Raw genomic sequence first — 26,950 nt, 5'->3', positions numbered from 1 at the left:
GGCGGTGGTTGCCTCTACAACCGCCTGGTGGAGAACCGGCTGGTGATCACCTGCGGCGGCGACCAGATCGAGGCGGGCAAGAGCCTCACCTTCCGGCTCGGGTTCCACGTCTGGACCACCGCCCGCAGCTACCCGATGGTGGCGAACGGCGGGCGGATCGAGGTCGTCCCGGACGGTGCCGCCGCGGCTTCCGACGCCACCGGCTTCACCACCCTCTTCCGCTCCACCGGCGGCAGCCTGCGGAAGCCGCGCCCGTACGTGCAGGCCGTCGACACCGACCTCGGCATCCGGGGCAGCGCGGTGACGCTGGCCCCGCAGCCGGACGGCACCCTGCTCGGCCGGATGCCGGTCACCGTGCGCTACGGCAACGACGCGCCGACCTTCGCTCTCAACGTCGAGGCCGCCCTGCCCGCGGGCGTGGAGGTGCACCACATCGAGCCGCAGGACTCGCCGAGCTTCCCGTACTGGTTCTCCGTGCCGGGCGGCCGGTTCATGCCGGGCGAGGAGCGCACCTTCGACGTCTTCCTCTGGGCACCCGTCGGCACGGCCACGGGTGAGCTGGGCACCGGCCGCCTCACCGTGACCGGGAGCTACTTCTGGGGGGCCGACGACCCGCAGGACGTGGACCCGTCTGACAACACCACGTCGTTCACGGTGACCGGGGCCGCCGCGAGCTGACAGTCGCCCGCCCGGCCGGCGCCCACGCGCCGGCCGGGCGTCGCCGTGTCACCAGGCCGGGCGCTGGAGCAACCCGACGAACTCGGCGAGCAGCCGTTCCCGCAGCCGCGCCGGGGCGGCGTCGAGCAGCGTGTTGACCACCGCCATCCGGTCCGGCACACCGGCGCCGCCGGCCAGGCCGAGCCCGCCGGCCAGCCCGGCCACCATGTCCGGGGTGAGCGCCTCCGGCGTGAGGCTGCCTGCGAGCGCCAGCAGTTCCGGCGGCAGCACGACCGGCCCGGCGGCGCGGGCCGCCGCGACCGCCTCGGCCAGCGCCGGGCCGAACTCGGCCACCCGGGGCGCCACCGCCGCGGTGACAGTGAGGTGGACACTTGCCGGCAGATCGGCGTACGTGAGCTGGGGCTGGGTGTGCCAGCCACGCGCGGTCAGCTCGTCGACCAGCACGAACAGGTCGAGCCCCGGATCGTCGCTGGTGAAGCAGACCACTGTGGTCTCCGGCTCGGCCATCAGCCGCAGGCCGCCGGTGGCCCGGACCGCGTCGGCGAGCCCGGCGACCGCGTCCCGGGTCGCGGCGGCCAGCCGCAGGTAGCCGTCCTCGCCGAGGTGGCGCAACGTGGCGTACGCGGCGGCGATCGGCCCACCGGACCGGGTGGAGGCGATCACCGGGTTGACCATCGTGTATCCGGGCCAGTCCGCGTACGCGAAGAACTGCGCCGCGCGCAGCGCCGGATCGCGGTGCAGCAGCACCGAGACGCCCTTGGGCGCGTACGCGTACTTGTGCAGGTCCACCGAGATCGAGGTGACCCCCGGCACGGCGAAGTCGAACGGCGGCACCGGCGCGCCGAGCCGGCGCAGCCAGGGCAGTGCCCAGCCGCCGAAGCAGGCGTCGACGTGGCAGCGCACCCCGGCGGCCCGCGCGACGGCGGCGATCTCGGCGACCGGGTCGACGACCCCGTGCGCGTACGACGGCGCGGACGCCACCACGAGCACGGTCTCCGGACGGATCGCGGCGGCCATCGCTGCCACGTCCGGCCGCAACGTCACCGGGTCGACGGGCACGGTGTCCAGCGCGACCCGCAGGTAGTGCGCCGCCTTGGCGAACGCGGCGTGCGCGCCGGCCGGTGCCACGATCCGCTGCTCGGCCAGGTCGGGACGGGCGTCTCGGGCCGCCTTGACGGCGAGCAGCAGCGACTCGGTGCCGCCGCTGGTGACGCTGCCGACCACGTCCGGCGCGTCGGTGCCGGGGCCGCCGCCGAGCAGCCGGGCGGCGGCGCCGACCAGCGCGTTCTCCATCGCCAGCAGCGACGGGAACGCCGTCGGGTCGAGGCCGTTGACGTGCGCGCTCTGCGCGTACGCGGCCTGCGCCAGCTCGTCCAGCCCGGCCACGCCGGGGTCGTAGACGTACGCGAACAGCCGCCCGCCGTGCGTCGGCCGGTCGGCGGCGCGCAGCGCGCGGATCTCGCCTAGTACGTCCGTCGCGGGCATCCCCCGCGCGGGCAGAGCGCTCACACCTACCGTGTCGGTCATCGGGTGGTTCCTCTCGTGGGACGGGCCGGCGCTCACGCCCGCGCGGCCGGCGCGGCGTCGTCGACCACGGGTGCGGCGGTGGCCAGCTGCGCCGGGGTCAGTGTGTAGCCGCGCAGCAGCACCAGCGGGATCGCCACGAGCAGGGCGGGCAGCACGGTGAAGCCGAGCAGCACACCCAGCCGTGCCGAGTCGGACTGGACGGCGGCGGTGCCGGTGGACGAGGAGACGTAGCCGGAGAGCTGGAGCACCAGCCCGTAGATGCCCGGCCCCAGCGCCAGCCCGAACGTCTCCCCGGCGGTCCACAGCCCGGTGAACACCCCGGCCTGCCGCCGCCCGGTGCGCGCGGTGTCGTACGCGATGCAGTCCGGCAGCATGGCCAGCGCGAACACCTGCTGGCCCGCGTACCCGACGCCGATCACCGCGACCACCGCGTAGGCCGCGGCGGCGGGCAGAGCGGGCGCGGCGACCAGGGCCAGCGCTCCCGCCGCGAAGATCAGCGACGCGGCGACCAGCGACGTCCGCTTGCCCAGCCGCGCGCCCGCCCGCGACCACAGCGGCATGACCAGCAGCGCGGGCGCGACGAAGCAGGCGAACAGCAGCGTCGGGCCGCTGTCCGGCTCGCGCAGCACCTGGTCGGCGAAGTACTTCACCCCGGCCAGCACGGTTGCCACCCCGGCGGACTGGATCACGAAGCAGATCAGCAGCACCCGGAACGGCCGGTTGCCGGTGGCGACAGCGAGCTGCGCGCGCAGGCTCGGCTCGCTCTCCCCCACCGTCCCGGTCGGCGCCGACCGGGTGCCGAGGAAGACGCCGATCGTGCCGGCGACGATCAGCGCGGCGACGAACAGGCCCATCCACCGGTGGCCCGGCACGCCGTCGCCGCCCGCGCTCACCACCGCCGGGGCCACCGCGCCGGAGACCAGGATGGCCAGCGCCAGCACCGCGATCCGCCAGGTCATCAGCCGGGTACGCTCCGCCGGGTCGGCGGTCAGCTCGGCCGGCATGGCCACGTACGGCACCTGGAAGAACGCGAACGCGGTGGCGGTGGCCAGGAACGCCAGGGCCACGTACGCGGCGGCGGCCGGACCGTCGGCGAACGGCGCGGCGAAGATCGAGGCGAACAGCACCGCTAGCGCGAGCCCGCCACCGAGCAGGTACGGCCGGCGCGCGCCCCAGCGGGAGCGGGTCCGGTCGGAGATCCGCCCGGCGACCGGGTTGACCAGCACGTCCCACGCCTTCGGCAGCAGCACCAGCAGGGCGGCCAGTCCGGCGGCGACGCCGAGCGTGTCGGTGAGGTACGGCAGCAGGAGCAGCCCGGGCACGGTGCCGAACGCGCCGGTGACCAGGGAACCCAGTGCGTACCCGAGGTGCACCCGGCGGGGCAGGCCCGAAGCTGTCATGGCGCCGAATGCTACTCACGTTATGGCCCGCGTCACATCCCCTCGTCCGGCGACCAGGACGCCGCCGCCAGGTCCACCCGGTCCCCGCGCAGCGGGCACCCCTCGGCGAGCAGCCGTTCCCGCGCCTTGCGCTCGTGACCCGGCGGCAGCCGGCCGGCCGAGTTCACCACCCGGTGCCACGGCACGCCGCCACCGTGCCGCGCCATGATCGAGCCGACCAGCCGTGGCGACGCCCGCCCCGAGCGGTCGGCCAGCGCGTCGGCCACCGCCCCGTACGACATCACCCGCCCCGGCGGAATCCGCTCGACAAGCGCCAGCACCGCCTCGACGTACTCGTCAGGTGTCACGAGCTGCCACGATATGGGAACGCGCCGCGGCGCGGCAGACCGCAGCGCGCAGAATGGTCGGGTGCGCGAAGCAGTCACCTCGGCCCGGCGGATCGTGGTCAAGATCGGTTCGTCCTCGCTGACCACCGCGACGGGCGGCCTCGACGACGCCCGGGTCGACGCGCTCGTCGACACGCTCGGCGGGCTCGCCGCCGCCGGACGCGAGGTGGTGCTGGTCTCCTCCGGCGCGATCGCCGCCGGGCTCGCCCCGCTGCGGCTGCCCCGGCGCCCGCGCGACCTGGCCACCCAGCAGGCCGCCGCCAGCGTCGGCCAGGGCCTGCTCATCGGCCGGTACGCCGCCGCGTTCGCCCGGCACGGCCGCACCGTCGGGCAGGTGCTGCTCACCGTGGACGACGTGACCCGGCGGGCGCACTACCGCAACGCGTACCGGACGCTGCGCAAGCTCCTCGACCTGCACGCCGTGCCGATCGTCAACGAGAACGACACGGTGGCCACCGAGGAGATCCGGTTCGGCGACAACGACCGCCTGGCCGCGCTCGTCGCCGCGCTCGTGGACGCCGACCTGCTGGTGCTGCTCTCCGACGTCGACGCGCTCTGGACCGGCGACCCGGCCCGCCCGGGCAGCACCCGCATCACCGAGGTACACGGCGAGGGCGACCTGGCGGGCGTGGACGTCGGCGGGGCCGGCCGCGCCGGGGTGGGCACCGGCGGCATGGTGACGAAGGTCGAGGCGGCCCGCATCGCGACCGGCTTCGGCATCCCGGTGGTGCTGACCGCCGCGCCGCTGGCCGCGCCGGCGCTCGCCGGGGAGCCGGTCGGCACGTACTTCCACCCGAGCAGCCGCCGCCCCGCCGCCCGTCTGTTCTGGCTGGCGCACGCCACCGCCCCCCGGGGCCGGCTGCACCTCGACCCGGGCGCGGTGCAGGCGGTGGTCGGCCGCCGCAAGTCGCTGCTGCCCGCCGGCATCACCGCCGTCGACGGCGCGTTCACCGCCGGTGACCCGGTGGACCTGGTCGACACCGCCGGGGCGCCGGTGGCCCGGGGCCTGGTCAACTACGACGCGGTGGAGCTTCCCGGCCTGCTCGGCCGGTCCACCTCCGAACTCGCCGCGGCGCTCGGCCCGGCGTACGAACGTGAGGTCGTCCACCGCGACGACCTGGTCCTGCTGTAAGCAAGGGGCCCTTCTTAACAGACGTCTGTTAAGAAGGGGCCCCTCCTTGAACCCCGTCCGAAGGAGTACGCACGATGAGCGTCGTCGAGCAGGCCCGGCGAGCCCGGGACGCGGCGGAAGCCCTGGCCACGGCCACCCGTACCGTCAAGGACGCCGCGCTGCAGGCGATGGCCGACGCGCTCGTGGCGCGTACCCCGGAGATCCTGACCGCGAACGCGGCGGACCTGGCGGCCGGGCGCGACGCCGGGCTGTCCGCGGCCGTGCTGGACCGGCTCGCGCTCGACGAGGGCCGGGTGGCCGCCATCGCCGACGCGCTGCGCCAGATGGCCGCGCTGCCCGACCCGGTGGGCGAGGTGGTACGCGGCTCGACGCTGCCCAACGGCCTGGAGCTGCGCCAGATCCGGGTGCCGTTCGGGGTGGTCGGCATCGTCTACGAGGGCCGGCCCAACGTGACAGTCGACGCGGCCGGGATCTGCCTGAAGTCCGGCAACGCGGCGCTGCTGCGCGGCTCCTCGTCGGCCGCGCACTCCAACGCGGCGCTGGTCGCGGTGCTGCGTGACGCGGTCGCCGGCGCCGGGCTGCCGGCGGACGCGGTGCAACTGCTCGACTCCAGCACCCGCGAGTCGGTCAAGGAGCTGATGCGCGCCCGGGGCCTGGTCGACGTGCTGATCCCGCGCGGCGGCGCGTCGCTGATCCGCGCCGTGGTCGAGGAGTCGACGGTGCCGGTGATCGAGACCGGCGTGGGCAACTGCCACGTGTACGTGGACGCCGCCGCCGACCTCGGCAAGGCCCTGGCGGTCACGCTGAACGCCAAGACGCAGCGCCTGTCCACCTGCAACACGGCCGAGTCGCTGCTGGTGCACCGTGACGTCGCGGACGGGTTCCTGCCGGCCGTGCTGGCCGCGTTCGCCGAGGCCGGGGTGACCGTGCACGGCACGCCCGAGGTCGCAGCCCACTCCGACGCAGTGGTCGCGGCCACCGAGGAGGACTTCGGCACCGAGTACCTCTCCGCCGACATCTCGGTCGCCGTCGTCGACTCGCTCGACGCCGCGGTCGCGCACATCCGCCGGTACGGCACCGGCCACACCGAGGCGATCGTCACCGACTCGCAGCGGGCGGCCCGGGAGTTCGTGGCCAGGGTGGACGCCGCAGCGGTCATGGTCAACGCGTCCACCCGCTTCACCGACGGCGGCGAGTTCGGCTTCGGCGCGGAGATCGGCATCTCCACGCAGAAGCTGCACGCGCGCGGCCCGATGGGCCTGCCGGAGCTGACCAGCACCAAGTACGTGGTCACCGGGGACGGTCACGTGCGCTGACAGTGAGGCCGGCTATGTGAGCTGGAGTGGGTCCCCGTCCGCCGAGGTGGCCGGGGCACCCGGTGTCGTGGGCGGCACGACGAGCGGGGGCATCCCCGGGGACACCGGCGCCGACGCCGAGCCGTCCTCCACCGCCAGGTCGGGCAGGACCGTCCAGGCCGACCACGGCGCGGGCCCGGCGTCCGGACCGGGCGAAGGATCAGGGCCGGGACCGAGGGACCACTCGGGGCCGGATCCCGGCGGCACGTGCGGCGGCGGCGATTCGCCGGGAGGCGGCGGGACGGCAGGAGGCGGTGGGGCGGCGGGCGGTGGAGGCGCGGCGGAGGGTGGTGGCGCGGCCACGGCCGGCCGGCGCGGAATCGGCACGGCGGGTGGCGGGGGCAGCTCGGCGGTCTGCGGCACCACGAACGGCGCTCCGGACACCGGGGCCTCCGGCGTGTGCGGGCGGCACGCGCGGATCGCCCGCAGCGTGGTGTGCACGTCGAACTGGTGGCCGTCGTCGCTGTCCCAGCCGCCGTCGCTGCGCTGGGTCTCGGCGAGCCGCCGGCGCGCGGAGACCAGCAGCCACTGCTCCTCGCCCACGTCGACCCGGCGCAGTGTGGCGGCCAGCCAGGCCACGTCGGCCGGGGACATCCGGGGGATCCGGTCGGCCAGCACCGCCTGGATGCGCGCCGACTCGTAGTACATCCGCTGGCGGTGCAGCACCGCGGCGGCGAGCCAGCCGGCGGGCAGGAAGGACGGCCAGCTTCCGTCCGGCGCGAGCTGCGCGGCCAGCGCCTGCGCCGCCGCCTGCACCACACCGGCGTACGCGCCGCCGACCCGGTGGTCGAGTGGCCCGGCGGCGCGGGCGTCCAGCCCGGCCACGGTCAGCCAGAACCCCGCGTTCGCGGTCTGGTAGAGCCGGGCCTCGGGATCGCCGGGCGTGGCCCACTCGGGGGCGAGCCAGGCCAGCGAGGGGTCCTCGTCCCAGCCGCCGTCGGGCAGTTGCCGGGCGGCCAGCCAGTCCAACGCGTGCCGGGCGGCCGGGCGGCCCAGCGCCCCGAGGTCGTCCAGCTCGGCGAGGCGGTAGCAGGTCGCGTCGATCGAGGCGACCTCGCCGTCGAGGACGGCGGGCCAGCCGCCGCCGGGCGCCTGCCCGGTCTCGGCGGCGTCGAGCACGCCGGGCGGCACCGGAGCGCCGGTGCGCAGCCGGGAGAGACGGGCGCGGTCCACCGCGTCACCGTGAGCGACGACGAATCCGATCGCCGCGTCCAAGTCCACCACGGCACCGACGGTACTGGCGCGGCCGAAGTTACGCCTCGGTAGCTCGGTCAGGACCGCCCCGGCCCACCGGTCGCCGTGGGGGTTGCGTGACCCGGCGTATGCCCACGCCAAGGGCCCCGGAGAACACGACGGGCCCGCCCGGCGCACCGGGCGGGCCCATCGACGCGACTCAGTACGCGGGCAGCGACGGGTCGACCTGCTTGACCCAGGAGAGCACGCCGCCCTGGAGGTGCACCGCGTCGGCGAAGCCGGCCGCCTTCAGCGCGGCCAGTGCCTCGGCGGAGCGGACGCCGGACTTGCAGTGCAGCACGATCTGCCGGTCCTGCGGGAACTTCGCCAGCGCCTCACCGGACAGGATCTCGCCCTTGGGGATGAGCGTCGCGCCGGGGATCCGGACGATCTCGTACTCGGCGGGCTCGCGCACGTCGACCAGGAAGATGTCCTTGCCGGAGTCCTGCCAGTCCTTCAGCTCCAGCGCGGTGATGGTCGAGTCGACCACCGCCTCCTGCGCCTCGTCGGAGACCGCGCCGCAGAAGTCCTCGTAGTCCTCCATCAGGTCGGTGAGGGTCGGGTTCTCGCCGCAGAGCACGCAGTTCGGGTCCTTGCGGACCTTGATCTTGCGGTAGCTCATCTCCAGGGCGTCGTAGACCATCAGCCGGCCGACGAGCGGCTCACCGATGCCGGCGAGCAGCTTGATCGCCTCGTTGACCTGGATCGACCCGATCGACGCGCAGAGCACGCCGAGCACGCCGCCCTCGGCGCAGGAGGGGACCATGCCGGGCGGCGGGGGCTCCGGGTAGAGGCAGCGGTAGCAGGGACCGTGCTCGGCCCAGAACACCGACGCCTGGCCGTCGAAGCGGTAGATCGAACCCCAGACGTACGGCTTGCCGAGCAGCACGGCCGCGTCGTTGACCATGTAGCGGGTGGCGAAGTTGTCGGTGCCGTCGACGATCAGGTCGTACCGGGAGAAGATGTCCCGGACGTTCTCCCGGTCCAGCGCGGTGTTGTGGATCTCCACGTTGACCAGCGGGTTGATCTCGCGGATCGACGCCGCGGCGGACTCGGCCTTGGACCGGCCCACGTCGGAGACGCCGTGGATGACCTGGCGCTGGAGGTTCGACTCGTCGACGGTGTCGAAGTCGATGATGCCGAGCGTGCCGACACCGGCCGCGGCCAGGTAGAGCAGGGCCGGCGAGCCGAGGCCACCGGCGCCCACACAGAGCACCCGGGCGTTCTTCAGCCGCTTCTGCCCCTCGACCCCGACGTCCGGGATGATCAGGTGGCGTGAGTAGCGGCGGATCTCGTCTACGGTCAGCTCGGCGGCGGGTTCGACGAGCGGGGGCAACGACACGGTGGACTCCCCGGGATCGGCGGTGTGACCGCGCCATTGTTGCTCGCCGGGACGGGGATCGGCCATGATGAGGGACACTGCGCCCGAACTGCGGGACCGGGAATAACTCAGACGCCGTCGGTGGGCTCGCCGGAGTAGCGGATCCCGCCGACGTACGGCCAGGCGTTCGGCACGCAGCCGTCCAGCCCGTACGTCTGCTGCTGCATGACCGGCGCGGGCGCCCCCGGCGCGGGGCAGGCCTGGTGCAGCTCGCCGAACTCGTGCCCGACCTCGTGGTTGATCACGTACGTGCGGTAGACCTCGATCGGGGCGCCGTAGTCGGGCACCGCCGTCATCCAGCGGGCCAGATTGAGCACGACCCGGCCGGGCAGCCGGCAGGAGGTGTACCGGTCGGTGCGCAGGCCGCCCTCGGCACACATCCGCTCCGAGGTGACCGGGGTGGCGAGGTAGACGGTGAAGTCGGCCGCCGCCGCCTCGGGCACCCGCTGCACCCGCAGCTCCCCGGAGGCGATCCAGCTCCGCGGGTCGCCCAGCACCGCGTCCACTGTCGCGGCGAAGCCGTCGGCGTCCTGCCCCGTACCCTGCTCCACCTCGACCCGGTAGCGGCGCAGCGGGCCGTCGTGTCCGCGTACCGGAGATCGGCCCTGGGCCACCGCGAACGTGCCGGGGCCGGCGGTGGGGTAGCCGGTCGGCGCCGGGGCCGGGAGGTCCGGCTCGGCGCCGCGCGCCAACGACGGTTCGGCGGCGAGCGGCAGCTGCGTGCGCCCGGCCGGAGGGGCGCTCAGCCGGGCGATGCCCAACGCGCCGCTGACGGCCGCGAACAGCATCGCCAGCAGCAGCACCGAGCGGCGACGGCGACGGCGCATCCGGCGCAGGGTGGGACGCTCGGGCGGCGGCGCGGCAGGTCTGTCGTAGGGGTACGACGAGGTCATGACCTCAGCGTGCCATGCAATTCGGGCATTTAGCTGCTTTTGCCGCCTATGCCGCGAATGTTCCTCACGATCGGACGATCACAGGCTCGGCCCGGTGTACCGCTTCCCGGCCACGTAGGGCCACGGATTCGGCCGGCAACCCTTGAGGAACAGCGTCTGCTGCTGCATCACCGGTGCCACCCGGCCCGCGCCGGGGCACCCCTCGTGCCGGTGCCCCAGCTGGTGACCCACCTCGTGGTTGACCACGTAGAGCCGGTAGGTGTCCAGCGGCATCCCGGCGGCGACCAGGTGCGGCGCCGAGGTCCGCCACCGGTCCAGGTTGATCACCACCCTGCCCGGCACCCGGCACGACGTGTACGGCACCCCGCCCACCCGGATGTCGATCCCGCCCGCCCCGCACAGCCGCCGGGCCGTCTCCCGGGTCGCCAGGTAGATCGTGAAGTCGTGCCCGCTGTCCGGGCCGACCCGCTGCAACCGCAGCCTGCCACCGGCCCAGCCACCCGGACCGGCAAGCGCCCGCTGCACCGCCTCGCCGAAGTCGCGGACCTCCTCGCCGGAGCCGTTCTCCGCAGCCACCCGGTAACGGTGCAGCGGCCCCGAGCGGCCGAGCACGCCGCTGGTCCGGTCGTCGTACGCGAAGCTGCCCCGCCCCTTCGCCGGCCCCGGGCCGGACAGCGTCAGCACCGGCGCGGCCGGGGAACTGGGCACCACCGAGGGCGACGGCGGGACGCTCGGCGTCGACGGCGCCACAGTCGGGACCGGAGGCTGGGCGACGAACCCGTCGGTGCCCCGGGTGCCCGCACCCGCCGACGGCAGTTGCACGGCCACGCCGACGCCGACCGCGGCGGCGGTGACGAAGGCGCAGACCACGAGCGCGGAACGCCAGTGCGGGAAGGAGGAACGGGAGCGGGGCATCCGGCTCAGCCTGCCATGTCACGCCCCGTTCCGCTCTCCCCCGTGCCGGTGGCGCGCGACGGCGTCGCCTCGGCGAGCAACCCCAGCACCGCCCGCGCCACGGTCCGGGGCACCTCCAGCTGCGCCACGTGCCCGACGCCGTCGAGCATCAGCAGCCGGCTGTCCGGGATCACCCGGGCCGCCTGCGGCGCCACCCGCACGTCGACCAGCCGGTCCTGCCGCCCGCCCACCACCAGCGTGGGCGCCCGCACCGCCGCCGCCTGCCGCCAGAGCGCGCCCTCACCCGGCAGGTACGACCGCAGGAAGCTGCCGACCAGGCCCCGGAACGTGCGCACGTACGCGGCAGCGTAGTGGGCCGCCTCGTACCGGACCCGGATCTCGTCGATCGCCTCCTGCCGGCGCTGCTCGCTGATCCGGGTCAGGTCGGCCACGCACGCCTCCATCACCTGCTGCGCCGTCACCTCCGGGCTGAACTGGGCCAGCCGCCAGGCGGCCAGTCGTTCGCCCCGGGGGATCGCCAGCAACGGCAGCATCCGCCCCTGCAACGAGCGCCGGAAGTCCAGGAACGGCAGGGCGGGCGAGATCAGGGTGAGCGTGCGGACCAGATCCGGGCGCAGCGCCGCCACCCGGACCGAGATCGCGCCGCCCAGCGAGTTGCCGAACAGGTGCACCGGCCCCCTGTCGCTGTGCTCGATCCAGCTGATCACCCGCTCGGCGAAGGACGGGATGGTGTAGCGCGGCCCGGGCTCGCTGCGCCCGAACCCGGGCAGGTCGATCGCCTGGCCGTCCAGCCGGTCCGCGAGCAGGCCGGCCAGGTCGGTCCAGTTCTGCGCCGACCCGCCGAGCCCGTGCACGTACAGGGCGGGCTCCGCGCCGGGCCCGGTGGCCGGGGTGTCGCGGACGTGCACGAGAGTGCCGTCGAGGCGTACGTGCCGGCCGGGCCAGGGCGGCGGGACGTGGTGTGCGGGAAGGCTCTGCTCCGGCCACAGTGCGGCGCGCTTCATGTCTCCAGTCTTCCCCGCCCGCGGCGTACCGCACACCGCACTGTCGTACCGCACACCGGCGCTCAGGACAGCAGCGCCTCCAGCCGCCGGTTCACCGCCGCGAGCGTGGCCCGCACGACCGCCTGCCGGGGATCCCCGGCCACCAGCGCCGAGCCGGCCAGCTGTTCCACCCAGCCGTCGCAGACCAGCAGCACCACGACAGTCGCCACCTCGCAGTTGCCGAACGGCACCACGGCGGCGTGCTCCACGAAGCAGCGGCCCCGCTCACCGGCCGGGACGCTCCCACCGAGCAGTTCGTCCACCGCGGCGGCGGCGGCCACCGCGCAGAGCCGCAGCACGTACCCGTCGACAGCCGGCCCGGTCGCGTGGCCCTCGGCCGTCCGGTCGCCCGCGACCAGGCGCACCTCGGTGGTGGCGTCCAGGCCGAACGTGCTCACCAGGACGTGCTCGATCACCACCCGGGGGCCCGGCAGGCCGCCGGTGTCCAGCGGCCGCGACGGCGCGGTCTCCGTCGTGGTCATCTGACCACCGGAGTACGACGTACCGAGCGTGACCGGGCTGCCGGTGGACATGCCGGTCGGCGCGGCGGCGAGCGACGTCTCGTCCACCGTGGCCCGGCCCCGGTGGGTGGCCTGACGGCGGCGGCGCGGCGGCTCGTCCCCGTCGGCCGGCGCCTCGGCCGGACGCACGAGCCGGTCCGCGCCGAACCGCGCGTCGCCGGAGCGGTTCGCGGCCGGACGGACCACGCCGGTACGCGCCGGCGTCTCGTCGCCGCCCGGCTCGTCACCGTTGGGAGCCTGGGCACGGGGCTCGGGCTGCGCGGCACGGGCCTCGCCCGGCGTGGCCTGCGCCCCGGGCGCCCGGGTCTCGCCCGCGCGCGTCTCACCGGAGCGGTCCAGCCGGGCCGACCGGCGGCGCAACTGGGCCGGTGGCGGCACGGCCGGCGCACCGGGCAGGTTCTGCGGGGCGGCGGCCAGGCCCATCCGTTCCTGGAGCAGCCGGGCCACCAGGCGGCTCACCTCGGCCGGGTCCGCGCCGTCGGACAGGTCCAGCCGGAGGCTGTGCGCGCCGGCCGGGGTACGGCGCAGCGCGGCGTCGCGTACGCCCGCCACCTCCCGGACCGCGTCGAGGATCGCGTTGACGTCGAAGCCCTCCGGCCGCTCCCGCAGTGGCGCGGGTTCGTCGTCACGGCGCAGGTGGGTGGCGATGCGGGCGAGTTCGGGGGTCTCGGCGGACGGTTCCACTGCCGGTGGCTCCGGCACGACTGGCACGTCCGGTTCCGAGGGGACGCGCTGCGGCAGCACGGGGGACGGTTCCTCGGGTCGGGGCTCGGCGACCGCGTCGGCGGCCGGCACCGGTTCCGGTGCGGACCGGCGGGCCGCGTAGGGAGGGGCGCTCGTCGGGTGGGGCGCGGGGGTCTGGTCGGGGCGCGGCGTGCCGCTCGTGGCGGGAACGCCGGAGACGGGCGGGGCGGTGGCCGCCGGTTCGGCGGCGGGCGCCGGGGCGTATCCACCGGCGGACGCGGGCGGCGCACCGGTTACCGGCGCACCGGGCGCGGGCGGGACACTCGCCGGCCCGGGACCGGGGGGCGTGATCAGCGGCGGGACCGGCACCGGCGGCGCGGCCCACGAGGGTCGCTCGTAGCCGCGCGGCGGCTCGGCGTCGCCCCGCGGCAGCCGGAACGGCCGGGTCGCCTCGACTGTCGGCTCCGGCCCGGCCGGCGGCTCGTACCCGCGCGCCGGCTCGGGCCCGGCACCCGGCTCGTACTGCCGGGGCCCCTCGGACTCGGCGGACTGCTGGTACGACCGCGCCGCCTCGGGACCGGCGGACTGCTGGTACGACCGCGCCGCCTCGGACGCGGGGACCGGCTCGGCGCGCGGCGGCTCGTATCCCCGTACCGGCTCGGGCCGGGGTGGCTCGTAGGCGGCGGGCGGCTCGACGCGGGCCGGCTCGTACGGCCGCACCGGCTCGGGCGCCCACTCGGCCGCGCGGTCGTCGCGGACGGTGCGGTGGGCGGCGCTGTCGTCCGCCCACTCCCGCCGCTCGGCGGCGGGCTCCTCGGTGCGGCGGGCCGGTGGCTCCTCGGACCGGTCAGCCGGCGGCTCGTCGGTGCGGGCCCACGGCGGAGCCCAGCCGTCACCCCAGCTCGGGCGGTTCCAGGACGGCCCCGACCAGTCCGGTTCGGCGGCCCGCGGGTCGTCCGGCATCTGAGGATCGGCGGCGGCCCGCGGCTCGGCGGCGGCCGCCCGGCTCTCGGGCGGGTGGACCTCGCCCGGTGCGTGCTCCGGCCGGCTCGCCGCCGGCGCCGGAGTGACCGGCCGGTCGGCCCAGCCCCGGGACAGTGACGGGGTGGATTCGGTGTTCGGCGCGTGGAAACCCGGCGGCACCTCGAAACCGGAGGCGGCGGCACCGACCGGCGGGACCTGGAGGGCCGGGGGCGCGGAGGCCGGCCCGCTGTCGGCCCAGCGCGGCGCCCGGGTGGCCGGGTCGTCGGCGGCGTGCCGGGAGCCGGTGACGTCGCCCGGGTCGGTCTGCTGTTCGATCGTGGGCGCCGGGCGCGGGGCCGGGACGGCCAGCCGTTCGCCGTCGGCGGGCCGGGGCGGCTCGTCCGCGGGCGGGGCACTGACCGGCGCCTGGCGGGTCACTGGCGACTCCTCACCGGCGTGGTGCACGCCGTTGACGTGGCGGCCGTTGGCGCGGGCCGGTTCCGGCGCGGAGTGGCCGGGCAGCGGGGCCGGCAGGTCGCCGTGCCGGGGCGAGGAGGCGGCCCAGCCGCCGAGGTCGCCGTAGGGCCAGCCGCCGGGCGCCGGAGCGCCGCGGGACCAGCCGTTCGGCGGGGGCGCCCAACCGCCGCCGGCACGGGCCGGGTCGTCCTGCTGGCCCGTCCCGTCGCCGTGCTCTCCCGGGGTGGCGGCTCCGGGTTGCCCTGTTTCACTCACCGCGCGCTCCTTGGTCGCCCCCGCTGAGGCTACCGTGTGGTGACAGTGGCGATAAGTTACAGCGGCGGGCCAATTCCGCGACGGGTTCACGAACCCGGACCGGTTCGGGTGATACGTGCCGGCTCGTACGCAGATACTCGGAGGATCCGATGACCGCAGTGGGGAACGGTGCACAGACCGCCGGTCGGCCCACCCGCCTGCCCCGCTCGGCGCGACGTAAGCAGCTGCTCGCCGCCGCCCAGGAGGTGTTCGTCGCGCAGGGCTACCACGCCGCCGCGATGGACGACATCGCCGAGCGGGCCGGTGTCTCCAAGCCGGTGCTCTACCAGCACTTCCCCGGGAAGATGGAGCTCTACCTCGCGCTGCTGGACACGCACTGCGACGCGATAGTCGCAAACGTGCAGGCGGCGATGAGCGGCACCAACGACAACAAGGAGCGGGTCGGCGCGGCGGTGCGCGCGTACTTCGACTTCGTCGACCACGAGAGCGAGGCGTTCCGGCTGGTCTTCGAGTCGGACCTGCGCAACGACCCGGCGGTGCGGCAGCGGGTGGAGCGGGTCGAGCAGGGCTGCATCGCGGCCATCACCGACACGATCATCTCGGACACCGGAGTCAGCCGCTCACGCGCCGAACTGCTCGCCTCGGGCCTGGTCGGTGCCGCCGAGACGGCCGCCCAGTTCTGGCTGGCCGGCGGCCGGCAGGTGCCCAAGGCGGAGGCCGAGGCGCTGGTCGCAGCCCTGTCCTGGCGCGGCATCGCCAGCTTCCCGCTGCAAGGTGAGTCAGCCTGAACATCGGGCCGCCGGATCGGATAGCCTTCCCACGGTGGCTTTTTCGCCCCAGTTGAGGAGGCACAGTGGAGGTCAAGATCGGCGTGCAGTACGCGCCGCGGGAGCTGGTCCTGGAAAGCGCGCAGTCGCCGGCCGAGATCGAGCAGATCGTGACCGACGCCTTCGCCAAGAGTGAGGGCACCCTCTCCCTGACCGACGAGAAGGGCCGGCGCGTGATCGTGCCGGTCGGCAAGGTCGCCTACGTCGAGATCGCCGAGGCCTCGCCTCGCGCGGTCGGGTTCACCGTTCGCTGATTCCCGCGGCACCGGCCGCCGTGGCGGGCCTCCCGCCACGGCGGCTCAGTTGTTCGACCACACCGCTGTCGTCCGCGCGGCGTGCGCCCCGGTCAACCGGCGCAGCAGCCCCGGCGCATCGAGTGCGCCCCGGTGGGCGGCGGGCATCCGCCCCGCCTGGGAGAGCGCCTCACCGAGCAGCCGTCGGGCCACATCGACAGCCTGCCGACAGCCCGGGATCAGCCTCGATCGCGGCCGCGCCCCTCTCGCTGAGCGCGGCGCGGCGCAGGCCGTGCGCGTCGTGTCTGTGACTCAAGTCACAACAGCGCGCCCCGCGCGCAGGGCCACCACCTGGGAATCGGGACGACCCAGTGACCGTTCAGGTAGGATGAGACAGTTGCCGTGGGCACCGATTCGGTCACTTTGCTGATCAACGCCGGTCCCCGACGCGCGTGCGGCCCGGTCCGGCTCGGCGAACTCGCCCCTGACCGCGTGGCCCGCGCCACACCGATCGCGCCCTGAGGACCTGAGGGGCGCACCACGAGAGGGCACCCCCAAATCCATATGAGCGAGCAGATTTCCGGCCAGCCACTGGCCCCCACCGCTCCGGTCCCCCCGGAGGCACCCACGTTCGCCGCGCTCGGCGCGCGGCAGGAGACAGTCGAGGCGCTGGCCGCCGCCGGCATCACCCGCGCCTTCGCCATCCAGGAGTACGCGCTGCCGATCGCGCTGCGCGGCGTCGACCTGATCGGTCAGGCGCCGACCGGCACCGGCAAGACGCTCGGCTTCGGCATCCCGCTGCTGGAGCGCGTGTTCGCCCCGTCCGAGGGCAGCGACGGCGTCCCGCAGGCGCTGGTCGTCGTACCCACCCGCGAGCTGGGCATCCAGGTCGCCAAGGACCTCGACGCCGCCGGCCGCACCCGGGGCGTCCGGGTGCTGCCGATCTACGGCGGCGTGGCGTACGAGCCGCAGATCGAGGCGCTCCGCAAGGGCGTCGAGATCCTGGTCGGCACCCCGGGCCGCCTGCTGGACCTGCAGAAGCAGAAGCACCTGCGCCTCGACCGGGTCCGCGCGCTCGTCCTCGACGAGGCCGACCGCATGCTCGACCTGGGCTTCCTGGACGACGTCGAGAAGATCCTGGCGATGCTGCCGGAAGACCGGCAGACCATGCTCTTCTCGGCCACCATGCCGGACCCGATCGTCGCGCTGTCCCGGCGCTTCCTGCGCCGCCCGGTGACCATCCACGCCGGGCACACCGCCGAGACCGGCCCGTCGCCGCAGACCAAGCAGCTCGCGTACCGCACGCACTCGCTGAACAAGGTCGAGATCGTGGCGCGCATCCTCCAGGCCGAGGGCCGCGGGCTGACCATGATCTTCACCCGTACCAAGCGGGCTGCCGACCGGGTCGCCGAGGATCTCGACTTCCGTGGCTTCGCCGTCGCCGCCGTGCACGGTGACCTCGGGCAGGGCGCGCGTGAGCGGGCGCTGCGGGCGTTCCGGGCCGGCAAGATCGACACCCTGGTCGCGACCGACGTCGCGGCCCGGGGCATCGACGTCACCGGCGTCACCCACGTGATCAACTACGACTGCCCCGAGGACCAGGACACCTACACCCACCGCATCGGCCGTACCGGCCGGGCCGGGGCCACCGGTGTCGCTGTGACGTTCGTCGACTGGGACGACATGCCCCGCTGGCGGATCGTCGACAAGACGCTCGGGCTGGACATGCCCGAGCCGCCGGAGACGTACCACACCTCCGCGCACCTCTACACCGACCTGGACATCCCGACGGGGATCAGCGGCACCCTGCCGACCGCCGAGCGCACCCGCGCCGGCCTGTCCGCCGAGGTCGAGGAGGACCTGGGCGGCGGTGGCCGGGCGCGCCGGGGCGCGCGGCGCGGCGACAGCCGGGGCCGCGAGCGCGGCGAGGGGCAGGGCCGTGACCGCGGTCGTGGCCGGCGTGACGAGGGCGGTTCGTCCGCCGGGTCGTCCGCACCGCAGGCCGACGCCGGGGACGACGAGACCTCGCGTACGCCGCGTCGGCGCCGTCGCCGCCGGGCCGGCGAGACGGTGGCCGGTGAGCCGACCGCGGTGATCGGCACCGAGGGCGCGGCCGAGACCGCCGCTGCCGCACCGCAGCCCGCGGAGGGCGAGGCGGCGAGCAAGCCGCGTCGCCGCCGTCGCCGCCGCGGCGGCAGCACCGGCGTGCCCGCCGAGGCGACGAACGCCGACTGACCGACACCCACGGAAACGGCCTCCCGGACCCCGGTCCCGGAGGCCGTCCCCGTCCCGCCCCCACACTGCGACGATCATGAAGTTGACGGTGCGGCACGCCGTGCGCGCCGCCGCCAACGTCATGGTCGGCGCAGCGTCGGCGGGCAGGGCGGAAGCACGAGAGGTAGGTAGGGATGGCTGAGGCGTTGGACTCGGCGCTGGCTGAGGTGCGGGCGCTGCTGCTCGCGCCGGGGCTGACCCGCGCGGTCGCCGCCGGGCGCCGTCGTGGGCAGCGTCCCTCGGTGGTACGCGCGGAACTGCGGCCGGTCACGCTGAAGGCCGGCCCCCGGTTGCAGATCGCCGTCTCCGACGGCTCACGACCGCACACCCGCAACGTGGCACCTGGCACGGAGGCCGGCGCGGCGGTCGACGAACTGCTCGCCGAGCCGTTCGGCAACTGGCACGTCGAGACCGCCGACGCCACGCTCCAGCTCCGGGTCACCAAGTCCGGCGAGGCGCAGGTGCACCGCGCGGCGGCCAGCCGTCCGGCCGTCGAGCCGGGCGGGCACGACCGGGCCAAGGAGTGGCTGCTCGACCCGGGTGATCCCCTGTTCCGCGAGATCGGCGGCTCGGCGGCCAAGCGCCGCCAGGTCGACGCGTTCCTGCGTGCGCTCGCGGCCACGCTGCCCGACGACCTCACCGGCCCGCTGCGGGTGGTGGACCTGGGCTGCGGCAACGCGTACCTGACCTTCGCCGCCTACCGCTATCTGGTCGGGCGCGGCCTGGACGTGACCCTGGTCGGGGTGGACGTCCGCGAGGACCAGCGCCGCCGCAACACCGAGCTGGCCGAGCGCCTGGGCTGGTCCGACCGGGTCGGTTTCGTGGCCGGCACCATCGCCGAGGCGCCGGTCGACCCGGCGCCCGATCTGGTGCTGGCGCTGCACGCCTGCGACACCGCCACCGACGAGGCGCTGGCCCGGGCGGTGCGCTGGGAGGCCCGCTGGGTGCTCGCCGCGCCCTGCTGCCACCACGACCTGGCCGCGCAGTTGCGGGCCGGGCCGGCGCCCGCGCCGTACGAGCTGCTGACCCGGCAGGGCATCCTGCGGGAACGGTTCGCCGACGTGCTCACCGACGCGGTACGCGCCGCGCTGCTGCGCCTGCACGGCTACCGCGCCGAGGTGGTGGAGTTCGTCGACTCCCAGCACACGCCGCGCAACCTGCTGATCCGGGCGCGGCGGACGGCCGGCGCCCCGACCGACGGGCAGCGGGCCGAATATCGCGAACTGGTCGACCAGTGGGGCGTCACGCCCCGGCTGGAGACGCTGCTGGCCGAGGCGCGCTGACCGGGGGCCTACCGTCCCAGGTCGCCCCGGTTGCGGTCACCCCGGTCGAGCACCGACACCCGCTCACCGGAGCCGCGGCTCGGGGCCTGCTCGGCGTCGTGGGAGACGCTCGGGAACGGCACCACCTTCCCGCGCTGCTCGCCGTTCCCGGCGGCGGCGAAGGCGTTCCACGAGATGTCGACGAGCAGTCGCTTCAGTTCGGCGTGCCGGACGGCGGCGTTGCGCTGCAACGCCATCCGAGCGCCGAGCACCACCGAGACCAGCGTGGTGCAGATCGCGCCGGTCGCGGCGATCAGGTGTACGCCCGTCGCGTCGCCGCCGCGTACCGCCAGCACCAGTAGCCAGAGCCAGAAGCCGAGCGCGAACACCGCGGCCTTGGCCACGAAGAAGAGACTCACCGCGCCAGGGCGATGCGGCACGGAACGGTCCGGCTCGGCCATGCTGCTCCTCCATTTCGGTTCCCAGGGTTCCCCATTTTCTTACCCGAAGCAGATTACCCGAACCACACTTCCGCATTGATCGGTCCTGCCAGCGGGCCCTCCGGGCCGATCAGTCGGTTACTTCTCCCGCCGGGCGTACTACGCTCGATGGGCGAGCCGGGCCACCGGAGGAAGGGGACAGATCCACCAGGGATGGGTTCCGCAGACGTTTCACCGCAGATGGCCTTCGCGCGCTTCGTACGCCGGGCCATCGATGCCGCACGCGAGGAACGCGGCTGGACGGTGACCGACCTCGCCACCCACACCGGCGTGGGCCGTTCCACTGTGTTCCGCTGGCTGGCCGGAGACTGGCAGGACTATCCCGAGCTCGCCAAGGTGCGCGGCTTCTGCGCCGCCCTCGACCTGCCCGTGGCGGCGGCGTTCCGCGCGCTCGGGCTGCCCGACGCCGGGCCGGTGCCCCGCCGCCGTGGTGCCGAGGACGGCCCGGTGGAGGCCGACGTGCGGGTGATCCTGGACCGGCTCGCCGACCCGAACGTGCCCGCCGAGGAGAAGCACCACATCCGCGATCTGCTCCGCTACCTGGCCCGCCGCCCGGTCCGCCGGGCCGGCTGACCGACCGGGGCAGCGGCCCTCGGCTCAGGCCACTGTCAGCGTGAACTCGGCGGTCCGCACCACACCGCCGACCTGAAAGTCCAGGAACATCCGGTAGCTCCCCGGCCCCGGCGCGGTCAGCCAGAACGTCACGTCGTCGCCGTCGCGCACCGGCTCCGGGTGTACGTGCAGGTAGCCGAGATCGCCCTCGCGCAACGCCACAAGGTGCCCGTACGCACCGAGGTACGGCTCCAGCGACGCCGCCGCGCCGTCGGCGCCGGTGACCCGGAACCGCAGCGGCACCGCCTTCCCCACCTCCGGCGTGCCGGTGTGGGCGACGGTGAACCCGTCGACGGTGGCCGACGTGGCGGCTGCGGGCAGCGGCCGGGGCTGGTACGCGCCGGCCGCGGTCAGGTCGGCGCCGAGCACCACGGCGACCTGGCGGCCGTCGTCGGCGACCGTGGTGAAGTCGGCGTACATCCGCCAGGGACCCGCCTCCGGCGACGTGATCGGCACCGACCAGGTGCCGTCGGCGGCCATCGTCGGGTGCAGGTGCCGGTAGCCGCTGAGGTCACGCCGGACCATGATCACGTGCATCGGCTTGTCGTGCACGACGGCGAACCGGGTGACCGCCCGGCGCTGGTCGTCGCGGATCTGGAAGCGCAGCTCACCGGCGCGGCCCGCGACCAGCTCGGTCGACGGCACGAGCGTGTAGCCGGCCGAGGTGATCGACAGCCCCGTCGCGCCGTCGCCGCCGCCCTGGGTGACTGTGGCGCCGTCGTGCGTGTGCGCGCCGGTCCCGGGCGCGTGGGCGTGCGCACCGCCGTCGCCGGTGGCGACTCCCCCGGCCGTCGCGCCCGCGGACCGCACCGCCTCGGCCGGCGCGTTCATCCGCCCGAGGCCGAAACCGAGCAGTACGGCGAGCACCAGGCCGCCCACCACCATGGCCAGCCGCAGCGTCTCCCGGTCCACCGCGTCGCCGGGCCCTGTCGCGGGAGCGCCGGAACCGGCCTCGGCGTCGTCGGGGACGACGCCGGTGCCGGACGTGACCGACAACGACTCAGGCACCGCCGCCGACCAGCTCGTAACCCGCCTCGTCCACCGCGGCACGCACGGACTCGACGGACAGCGGCGCCGCGCTGGTGACGGTGGCGGTGCCGCTCGTCAGATCGATCCGGACCTCGTCGACACCGGGCAGCGCGGACAGCTCCTCGGTCACCGCCTTGACGCAGTGTTCGCAGGTCATCCCGGTCACGGTGTACGTCTGGACGACGGGTCGCTGCTCGGTCATGACCCCACGGTACCGCCGCCCGGACGCGGGCCGGACGACGGTCCGCCGACGGTGGTGACGCTCGCATTCCGCCCGGTCCGGGAACTTTCCGCCGCGAGCCGCGAACCGGCCGCGAACCCGCCGCGCCGCGAACCCGCCGCGACGGGTCAGCCGGCGACCGCGAGCGCCAGCGGCAGCACGTCCGGGGCGCCGGACCGGCGCAGCAGCCGCGCCGCCGTCGCCATCGTCCAGCCCGAGTCGACCAGGTCGTCCACCAGCAGCACCGGACCGTCCAGCCCCGGCAGCGCGCCGGCCAGGTCGTCCGGCAGGTGGAAGGCGCCGTGCAGCGCGCGTACCCGCTGGGCGCTGTTGCCGCGCGGCCCGCCACCGCCAGGCCCGGCCGGGACGACGTGGCCGAGCAGCGGAAGCCGGCCCACGGCGGCGATCCGCTCGGCCAGCGAGCCGACCAGCAGCGGTCGCGTCCGGGAGCCGACCGCGACCACGCCGGCGGGCCGCCGGGGCCACGGGTCGTCGCCGTGCGCCCACGCCTTCAGCACCTCGACCACGGCGGCCACCACGTCGTCGGGCACCGGGCCGTCCGGCGCCTCCGGCCCGACCAGCCCGCGCAGCCGCCCGCCCCACCCCAGGTCGGACAGGCGCCCCACGGCCCGGCCGGCCAGCGCCTGCTCCGCCGGGGGGATGCGGCCCTTCAGGGGTACGCCGACCGCCTCCAACCCGGTCGGCCAGAGCTTCTTCGGCGGGATCGGCACGCCGGGGCGCCCGAGGAACGTCTGCGCGGCGGTCAGCGCCGCCTCGGTGACCTCGGCGTCGAACAGCGGACCGGCGCAGTTGTCGCACCGCCCGCAGTCCTGCGCCCCGGTGTCGTCCAGCCCTTCCCGCAGGTAGCGCATCCGGCAGCGGGACGTCGAGGCGTACTCCCGCATGGCCCGCTGCTCGGCGGCGCGCGCGTCGGCGACGCGCCGCAACCGGGCCTCGTCGTAGACCCACGGCTCGCCGGTGGCGAGCCAGCCGCCGCGTACCCGGCGGACCGCGCCGTCCACGTCGAGCACCTTGAGCATCAGCTCCAGCCGGGTCCGGCGCAGGTCGACCACCGGTTCCAGGGCCTGGGTGGAGATCGGCCGCTCGGTGTCCAGCGCGGCGAGCACGGCGCGGACCTGTTCCTCGGGCGGGAAGGCGAGCGAGGCGAAGTACCGCCAGATCGCCGCGTCCTCCACGCCGGGCAGCAGCAGCACCTCGGCGTGCTCGACGGCCCGGCCCGCGCGGCCGACCTGCTGGTAGTAGGCGATCGGCGAGGGCGGAGCGCCCAGGTGCACGACGAAGCCGAGGTCGGGCTTGTCGAAGCCCATGCCGAGCGCGCTGGTGGCGACCAGCGCCTTGATCTTGTTGTCCAGCAGGTCCTGTTCGGCGGCCCGCCGGTCGGCGTCCTCGGCCTGCCCGGTGTAGGACGCGACCGACCAGCCCCGGCCGCGCAGGAACTCGGCCGTCTCGGTGGCCGCCGCCACGGTGAGCGTGTAGACGATCCCCGAGCCGGGCAGCCGGTCCAGGTGGTCGGCCAGCCAGGCCAGGCGGTGGGCCGGGCTCGGCAGATCGAGTACGCCGAGGCGCAGCGACTCCCGGTCCAGCGTGCCCCGCAGCACCAGCGCGTCGCCCAGTTGCTCGGCCACGTCCTGCGTGACCCGGGCGTTGGCGGTGGCGGTGGTGGCGAGCACCGGCGTGCGCTCGGGCAGGTTGGCCAGGAACGTGCGCAGCCGCCGGTAGTCGGGGCGGAAGTCGTGCCCCCAGTCGGAGACGCAGTGCGCCTCGTCCACCACGAGCAGCCCGGTGGTGGCGGCCAGCTTCGGCAGGACGCCGTCGCGGAAGTCCGGGTTGTTCAGGCGTTCCGGGCTGATCAGCAGCACGTCGACCGCCCCGGCGTGGATCTCGGCGGTGATCTGGTCCCACTCGTCCAGGTTCGCCGAGTTGATGGTGCGTGCCCGGATGCCGGCCCGGGCGGCGGACTCGACCTGGTTGCGCATCAGCGCCAGCAGCGGCGAGACGATCACCGTCGGCCCGTGCTGATTCCCCTCCCGCAGCAGCGCGGTGGCCACGAAGTAGACGGCCGACTTGCCCCAGCCGGTGCGCTGCACGCAGAGCACCCGCCGCCGGTCGACCACGAGCGCCTCGATGGCCCGCCACTGGTCCTCGCGCAGCCGGGCGTGGTCACCCGCCAGCCGCCGCAGCACCGCCTCGGCGCGTTCCCGGACGGCCATCCGATCCTGGCTCATCCGGCATTTCTACCAGGGGCGGCCGGCGTCACCGGCGGACCGGGCTGCGGCGCGGGCGGCAGGAAGACAAGCAGTTCGCGCAGCACGTCGGTCGCCGCCGCCGGCAGCAGGCACCGCGAGGCCAGCTCCTCCATCGACGTGTACGGGCCACGCAGCCTCCGGTCGACCACCACGTGCTGTGCCTGCGACCGGGTCAGTCCCGGCAGCCCGACGATCACCTGGTCCGGCACCGAGTTGACGTCCACCAGTCCGCCGTCGTCGTACGCGCGGGGCAGGTCGGGGCGCCCGATGCGCAGGTCGTCGCGGGCCGACGGGTACTGGTAGAGCAGGTAACGGGCGTACTCCCGGCGCAGCCGGTTGCGGTCCGCGTACGGCCGCCCCCGCCAGAGGCCGCGCAACCAGGCGAGCAGCCGGCCGTTGAGCAGCACCACGTGCGGGACGCCCGCCGCCCAGGCGGCCAGCCAGATCGCCATCAGGGTGATCTCGGGTGCGGTGACCTCCTCGGACTCGCTGCTGCCCAGGACCGTCACGAACGTCACGGCCACGGTCAGGTAGCAGACGGCGGCGACGACGCTGCCCCAGCTGCGCCGCCAGAAGCCGTACAGCAGCACCACCAGCCAGGTGAGCATGCCGAACGAGAGCAGGGCGGTGAGCGCACCGCCCACCGTCACGACGACGCTCAGCCACCCCGGCACACCGGACGGACGCCCGGTCGGCGGCACGGCGCCGAACAGCGGTGCGACGGGGGGCGAGACCCAGGCCGGCAGGCCGGCAGGCGGCTCGCCGGCCGGTGACTGCGGGAGCGGACCGCCCGGCTGCGCGGAGACGGTGAACTGGACCGGCACGGTGAGCCGGGCCGAGACCGGCGCCGCAGCGGTGGGCGGAAACGAATTCTCGGCCGGATCAGTGGGCAGCGGCCGGCCCGGCGCCTCGGCGGGGCTCGTGAGCGACGGTGGAGCCGGTGCGCCGGTGGGGGTACCGGCGGCGACCGGAAGCGGCTCCGGACGGCCCGTCCACCTCCCGTCCGGCCCGGCCCGCTCCGGACGCGCCAGGAGGCCCGGATCGGCGCGGAGGATCCGCCGGTGCAGATCCTGCAGCGGTTCGCCCGGTTCGATGCCGTACTCGTCGCGGAGCAGCCCGGCGTAGTCGCGGTAGGCGGCCAGCGCCTCGGCCTGCCGACCGCTGCGGTGCAGCGCCAGCATGAGCTGCTGGCGCAGTCGCTCCCGGACCGGGAACTCGGTGACCAACTCGACCAGGCGTCCGACCAGCTCGCCGTCCCGGCCGTCGGCCAGTTCCAGGTCGGTACGCGTCTCCAGCGCGACCGCCCGCATCTCCACCAGCCGGTGCCGGGCCGCGTCGAAGTACGGGCCGGCGAACCCGGTGAACGGCTCCCCCTGCCACAGGTCCAGCGCGGCGCTCACCTCGGCCAGCGCCTCCGCCGTACGGCCGCCCGCCTGCGCCGCCCGCGCACGCTGCACGCCCCGTTCGAAGCACACCACGTCCACCGCCTCGGGCGGCACGCGCAACAGGTAGCCCGCGTCGGTGAGGGTGAGCACCCGGCCCGGCGTACGCGGCGACCGGTCGGGTTCCAGCACCCGGCGCAGACCGGCCACGTACTTCTGCACCACGTTGAGGCCGTTCACCGGTGCCTCGTCCGGCCAGACCGCCTCGACGATCTGCCCGGTCGGGACGGGACGGCCGGCGGCGAGCAGCAGCACGGCCAGCACCGCCCGCTGCTTGGCCGGGCCCAGGTCGAGCGGACGGCCGGCGTACCAGGCCCGCTGCGGGCCGAGCAGTTCGAAGCGCAGCGCCTCTGACATGCGAGTTTCCGCCCCCGTACCGGCTGCCGTCGCCCACTGTGGCCGACGGCAGTCGGACGGCAGCATATCGGCAGCGGGGCCGCCGTGACGGCTGCCGATACTTACCCGGCAACAATCACCTGGGAAAGTGAGTCGAACACCATGACGCAGCGATTCGGATCCGTCGTGAAACTCCGGCGGATCGCGGCTCTCGCGACGGCCGTACTGGCCACCACCGTCCTGGCCGCCGGGTGCGGGACCGGCGACGCCACCGAGAGCGCCGGGCCGGCCCCGAGCCCGTCGGCCGACCCGAAGGCCACGCTGCTGGCCGCCGTGCCGGACGAGAACGACCCGGCCTTCCGGTTCACCACGATCGAGGGCGCGGACAAGTTCGACGGGGTGGTCGACCCGGCGGCGCGCGGCCTTGAGCTGTCCATGTCGGAGAAGAGCAAGGACCCGGAGTTCACCATGGGGATGACCTTCCGCGTGATCGAGGAGGACATCTGGATGCGGGTGAAGATCACCGGAATGGCCGGCCTGCAGGACATGATGAAGCTGCCGAAGCGCTGGATGCTCCTGGACCGCACCAAGCTCGACGACACCTCGGAGGTGCCGGTCTACCAGAACGCCGACCCGGCCAACATGGGCGGTGTCATCCGGACCTCGGAGACGGTCGAGGACCGGGGCGACGGGACGTACGCCGGGTTCGCCGACCTGACCGCGAGCGCGGACATCCGCGAGAGCTTCACCACCGTGGACGTGGACGCGCTCGGTGACGCGGCGAAGAAGGTGCCGTTCACGGCCGTGGTCGGGCCGGACGGGAACCTCACCTCGCTGACCCTTGAGGTGCCGGCCGCGGGCAAGAAGAAGGCGATGAAGCTGGTCGCCAAGTACTACGACTTCGGCAAGGCGCCGAAGATCAGCGCGCCGACGGGCGCGCAGGTGCAGAAGGCGCCGGCGTCGGCGTACGAGATGCTCAACGGCTGACCACGACGCACGCTCGGGGGCGGGGGCCACACGGGGGGCCGCCGCCCCTCGCGCGTGCCCCACCGCTCCCTCCCACTCCCTCCCCGGCCTCCCCGCTTCCCGCCCTCCCGCCCGCCCC

23 protein-coding genes and 1 pseudogene are annotated in these 26,950 nt (G+C 75.0%); 9 read left to right on the top strand and 15 right to left on the bottom strand.

Annotated features, from left to right (window positions below):
- A partial coding sequence (locus tag AB0B20_RS11560) for a hypothetical protein (RefSeq protein WP_357470016.1) occupies positions 1-678 on the top strand: 678 nt, incomplete at its 5' end.
- Between the two features lie 48 nt (positions 679-726).
- On the opposite strand, the gene AB0B20_RS11555 is transcribed toward AB0B20_RS11560, so the two are convergent.
- From AB0B20_RS11555 to AB0B20_RS11545, 3 genes are read right to left on the bottom strand one after another with little or no spacing between them, the layout of a single operon-like run.
- Entirely contained in the window at positions 727-2,205 is a 1,479-nt protein-coding gene (locus AB0B20_RS11555; RefSeq protein ID WP_357383473.1) for an aminotransferase class V-fold PLP-dependent enzyme, read from the bottom strand.
- A 32-nt stretch (positions 2,206-2,237) separates the two neighbouring features.
- Complete coding sequence (locus AB0B20_RS11550) at positions 2,238-3,605, bottom strand: MFS transporter (protein WP_357383471.1); 1,368 nt, start codon at positions 3,603-3,605, stop codon at positions 2,238-2,240.
- A gap of 32 nt (positions 3,606-3,637) precedes the next feature.
- Positions 3,638-3,952: an MGMT family protein gene (locus AB0B20_RS11545; RefSeq protein ID WP_260039899.1), complete on the bottom strand. Its 315-nt coding sequence runs from the start codon at positions 3,950-3,952 to the stop codon at positions 3,638-3,640.
- A gap of 13 nt (positions 3,953-3,965) precedes the next feature.
- Between AB0B20_RS11545 and proB the strand changes: the two genes are divergently transcribed.
- A complete protein-coding gene (gene proB, locus AB0B20_RS11540; protein ID WP_357383468.1) occupies positions 3,966-5,123 on the top strand; it encodes a glutamate 5-kinase in 1,158 nt (385 codons plus the stop codon).
- 74 nt (positions 5,124-5,197) lie between these two features.
- On the top strand, positions 5,198-6,439 hold the full coding sequence (locus AB0B20_RS11535) for a glutamate-5-semialdehyde dehydrogenase (protein ID WP_357470012.1): 1,242 nt from the start codon (positions 5,198-5,200) through the stop codon (positions 6,437-6,439).
- 444 nt (positions 6,440-6,883) lie between these two features.
- Here the strand turns inward: AB0B20_RS11535 and AB0B20_RS11530 are convergent.
- From AB0B20_RS11530 to AB0B20_RS11505, 6 genes and pseudogenes are all read right to left on the bottom strand, one after another.
- Positions 6,884-7,753 (bottom strand): annotated as a pseudogene (locus tag AB0B20_RS11530) (hypothetical protein); the annotation flags it as partial.
- Positions 7,754-7,871: 118 nt separating this feature from the next.
- Positions 7,872-9,119, bottom strand: a complete 1,248-nt coding sequence (gene moeZ, locus AB0B20_RS11525) for an adenylyltransferase/sulfurtransferase MoeZ (protein ID WP_357470009.1) — start codon at positions 9,117-9,119, stop codon at positions 7,872-7,874.
- 41 nt (positions 9,120-9,160) lie between these two features.
- Positions 9,161-9,985 (bottom strand): DUF3152 domain-containing protein, encoded by an 825-nt coding sequence (locus AB0B20_RS11520; protein ID WP_357470006.1) that lies wholly within the window; start codon positions 9,983-9,985, stop codon positions 9,161-9,163.
- 78 nt (positions 9,986-10,063) lie between these two features.
- Positions 10,064-10,900: a DUF3152 domain-containing protein gene (locus tag AB0B20_RS11515; protein WP_357383460.1), complete on the bottom strand. Its 837-nt coding sequence runs from the start codon at positions 10,898-10,900 to the stop codon at positions 10,064-10,066.
- 5 nt (positions 10,901-10,905) lie between these two features.
- Positions 10,906-11,904 carry an alpha/beta hydrolase gene (locus AB0B20_RS11510; RefSeq protein WP_357383458.1) on the bottom strand — a complete coding sequence of 333 codons (999 nt, stop codon included), beginning with the start codon at positions 11,902-11,904 and terminating at the stop codon, positions 10,906-10,908.
- 62 nt (positions 11,905-11,966) lie between these two features.
- On the bottom strand, positions 11,967-14,843 hold the full coding sequence (locus AB0B20_RS11505) for a hypothetical protein (protein ID WP_357470003.1): 2,877 nt from the start codon (positions 14,841-14,843) through the stop codon (positions 11,967-11,969).
- A 149-nt stretch (positions 14,844-14,992) separates the two neighbouring features.
- Here AB0B20_RS11505 and AB0B20_RS11500 point away from each other — a divergent pair, with 149 nt between their 5' ends.
- The gene (locus tag AB0B20_RS11500; RefSeq protein WP_357383454.1) at positions 14,993-15,631 is read left to right on the top strand and encodes a TetR/AcrR family transcriptional regulator; all 639 of its coding nucleotides are present in this window, start codon (positions 14,993-14,995) and stop codon (positions 15,629-15,631) included.
- 65 nt (positions 15,632-15,696) lie between these two features.
- On the top strand, positions 15,697-15,924 hold the full coding sequence (locus AB0B20_RS11495; RefSeq protein WP_013288692.1) for a DUF3107 domain-containing protein: 228 nt from the start codon (positions 15,697-15,699) through the stop codon (positions 15,922-15,924).
- 45 nt (positions 15,925-15,969) lie between these two features.
- Here the strand turns inward: AB0B20_RS11495 and AB0B20_RS11490 are convergent, their stop codons facing one another.
- Entirely contained in the window at positions 15,970-16,116 is a 147-nt protein-coding gene (locus AB0B20_RS11490) for a hypothetical protein (protein ID WP_357383452.1), read from the bottom strand.
- A 351-nt stretch (positions 16,117-16,467) separates the two neighbouring features.
- Here AB0B20_RS11490 and AB0B20_RS11485 point away from each other — a divergent pair, with 351 nt between their 5' ends.
- Positions 16,468-18,138, top strand: a complete 1,671-nt coding sequence (locus tag AB0B20_RS11485; RefSeq protein ID WP_357383450.1) for a DEAD/DEAH box helicase — start codon at positions 16,468-16,470, stop codon at positions 18,136-18,138.
- Positions 18,139-18,311: 173 nt separating this feature from the next.
- Positions 18,312-19,460, top strand: a complete 1,149-nt coding sequence (locus AB0B20_RS11480; RefSeq protein ID WP_357383448.1) for an SAM-dependent methyltransferase — start codon at positions 18,312-18,314, stop codon at positions 19,458-19,460.
- An 8-nt stretch (positions 19,461-19,468) separates the two neighbouring features.
- Here the strand turns inward: AB0B20_RS11480 and AB0B20_RS11475 are convergent, their stop codons facing one another.
- Positions 19,469-19,900 carry a hypothetical protein gene (locus AB0B20_RS11475; protein ID WP_357383446.1) on the bottom strand — a complete coding sequence of 144 codons (432 nt, stop codon included), beginning with the start codon at positions 19,898-19,900 and terminating at the stop codon, positions 19,469-19,471.
- Positions 19,901-20,092: 192 nt separating this feature from the next.
- Between AB0B20_RS11475 and AB0B20_RS11470 the strand changes: the two genes are divergently transcribed.
- Entirely contained in the window at positions 20,093-20,512 is a 420-nt protein-coding gene (locus AB0B20_RS11470) for a helix-turn-helix transcriptional regulator (RefSeq protein ID WP_026268433.1), read from the top strand.
- A 24-nt stretch (positions 20,513-20,536) separates the two neighbouring features.
- Here the strand turns inward: AB0B20_RS11470 and AB0B20_RS11465 are convergent, their stop codons facing one another.
- The 4 genes from AB0B20_RS11465 to AB0B20_RS11450 all read right to left on the bottom strand — a co-directional run bounded on the left by AB0B20_RS11465 (position 20,537) and on the right by AB0B20_RS11450 (position 25,866).
- The gene (locus AB0B20_RS11465; RefSeq protein ID WP_357383443.1) at positions 20,537-21,559 is read right to left on the bottom strand and encodes a hypothetical protein; all 1,023 of its coding nucleotides are present in this window, start codon (positions 21,557-21,559) and stop codon (positions 20,537-20,539) included.
- The gene (locus AB0B20_RS11460; protein ID WP_302905479.1) at positions 21,552-21,782 is read right to left on the bottom strand and encodes a heavy-metal-associated domain-containing protein; all 231 of its coding nucleotides are present in this window, start codon (positions 21,780-21,782) and stop codon (positions 21,552-21,554) included. Before AB0B20_RS11460 ends, AB0B20_RS11465 begins: the two co-directional genes overlap by 8 nt.
- Positions 21,783-21,928: 146 nt before the next feature.
- A complete protein-coding gene (locus AB0B20_RS11455; protein WP_357383441.1) occupies positions 21,929-24,046 on the bottom strand; it encodes a DEAD/DEAH box helicase in 2,118 nt (705 codons plus the stop codon).
- Positions 24,043-25,866: a BTAD domain-containing putative transcriptional regulator gene (locus AB0B20_RS11450; protein WP_357469998.1), complete on the bottom strand. Its 1,824-nt coding sequence runs from the start codon at positions 25,864-25,866 to the stop codon at positions 24,043-24,045. The genes AB0B20_RS11455 and AB0B20_RS11450 overlap by 4 nt, the downstream gene beginning before the upstream one ends.
- Positions 25,867-26,031: 165 nt before the next feature.
- Between AB0B20_RS11450 and AB0B20_RS11445 the strand changes: the two genes are divergently transcribed.
- Positions 26,032-26,832: a hypothetical protein gene (locus AB0B20_RS11445; protein ID WP_357469995.1), complete on the top strand. Its 801-nt coding sequence runs from the start codon at positions 26,032-26,034 to the stop codon at positions 26,830-26,832.
- Positions 26,833-26,950: the final 118 nt, after the last annotated feature.

The sequence above is a fragment of the Micromonospora sp. NPDC049151 genome, assembly GCF_040648395.1.
GTDB lineage: Bacteria > Actinomycetota > Actinomycetes > Mycobacteriales > Micromonosporaceae > Micromonospora.
Note: the sequence above shows the minus strand (reverse complement) of the source record. Positions and strands in the feature narration are given on the sequence as shown.

Excerpts from the sequence above, each read along its gene's own strand:
- AB0B20_RS11555 (WP_357383473.1), bottom strand. The coding sequence starts at position 2,205 with ATGACCGACACGGTAGGTGTGAGCGCTCTGCCCGCGCGGGGGATGCCC.
- AB0B20_RS11550 (WP_357383471.1), bottom strand. The coding sequence starts at position 3,605 with ATGACAGCTTCGGGCCTGCCCCGCCGGGTGCACCTCGGGTACGCACTG.
- proB (WP_357383468.1), top strand. The coding sequence starts at position 3,966 with ATGGGAACGCGCCGCGGCGCGGCAGACCGCAGCGCGCAGAATGGTCGG.
- AB0B20_RS11535 (WP_357470012.1), top strand. The coding sequence starts at position 5,198 with ATGAGCGTCGTCGAGCAGGCCCGGCGAGCCCGGGACGCGGCGGAAGCC.
- moeZ (WP_357470009.1), bottom strand. The coding sequence starts at position 9,119 with ATGGCCGATCCCCGTCCCGGCGAGCAACAATGGCGCGGTCACACCGCC.
- AB0B20_RS11520 (WP_357470006.1), bottom strand. The coding sequence starts at position 9,985 with ATGACCTCGTCGTACCCCTACGACAGACCTGCCGCGCCGCCGCCCGAG.
- AB0B20_RS11515 (WP_357383460.1), bottom strand. The coding sequence starts at position 10,900 with ATGCCCCGCTCCCGTTCCTCCTTCCCGCACTGGCGTTCCGCGCTCGTG.
- AB0B20_RS11510 (WP_357383458.1), bottom strand. The coding sequence starts at position 11,904 with ATGAAGCGCGCCGCACTGTGGCCGGAGCAGAGCCTTCCCGCACACCAC.
- AB0B20_RS11500 (WP_357383454.1), top strand. The coding sequence starts at position 14,993 with ATGACCGCAGTGGGGAACGGTGCACAGACCGCCGGTCGGCCCACCCGC.
- AB0B20_RS11485 (WP_357383450.1), top strand. The coding sequence starts at position 16,468 with ATGAGCGAGCAGATTTCCGGCCAGCCACTGGCCCCCACCGCTCCGGTC.
- AB0B20_RS11480 (WP_357383448.1), top strand. The coding sequence starts at position 18,312 with ATGGCTGAGGCGTTGGACTCGGCGCTGGCTGAGGTGCGGGCGCTGCTG.
- AB0B20_RS11475 (WP_357383446.1), bottom strand. The coding sequence starts at position 19,900 with ATGGCCGAGCCGGACCGTTCCGTGCCGCATCGCCCTGGCGCGGTGAGT.
- AB0B20_RS11470 (WP_026268433.1), top strand. The coding sequence starts at position 20,093 with ATGGGTTCCGCAGACGTTTCACCGCAGATGGCCTTCGCGCGCTTCGTA.
- AB0B20_RS11460 (WP_302905479.1), bottom strand. The coding sequence starts at position 21,782 with ATGACCGAGCAGCGACCCGTCGTCCAGACGTACACCGTGACCGGGATG.
- AB0B20_RS11455 (WP_357383441.1), bottom strand. The coding sequence starts at position 24,046 with ATGAGCCAGGATCGGATGGCCGTCCGGGAACGCGCCGAGGCGGTGCTG.
- AB0B20_RS11450 (WP_357469998.1), bottom strand. The coding sequence starts at position 25,866 with ATGTCAGAGGCGCTGCGCTTCGAACTGCTCGGCCCGCAGCGGGCCTGG.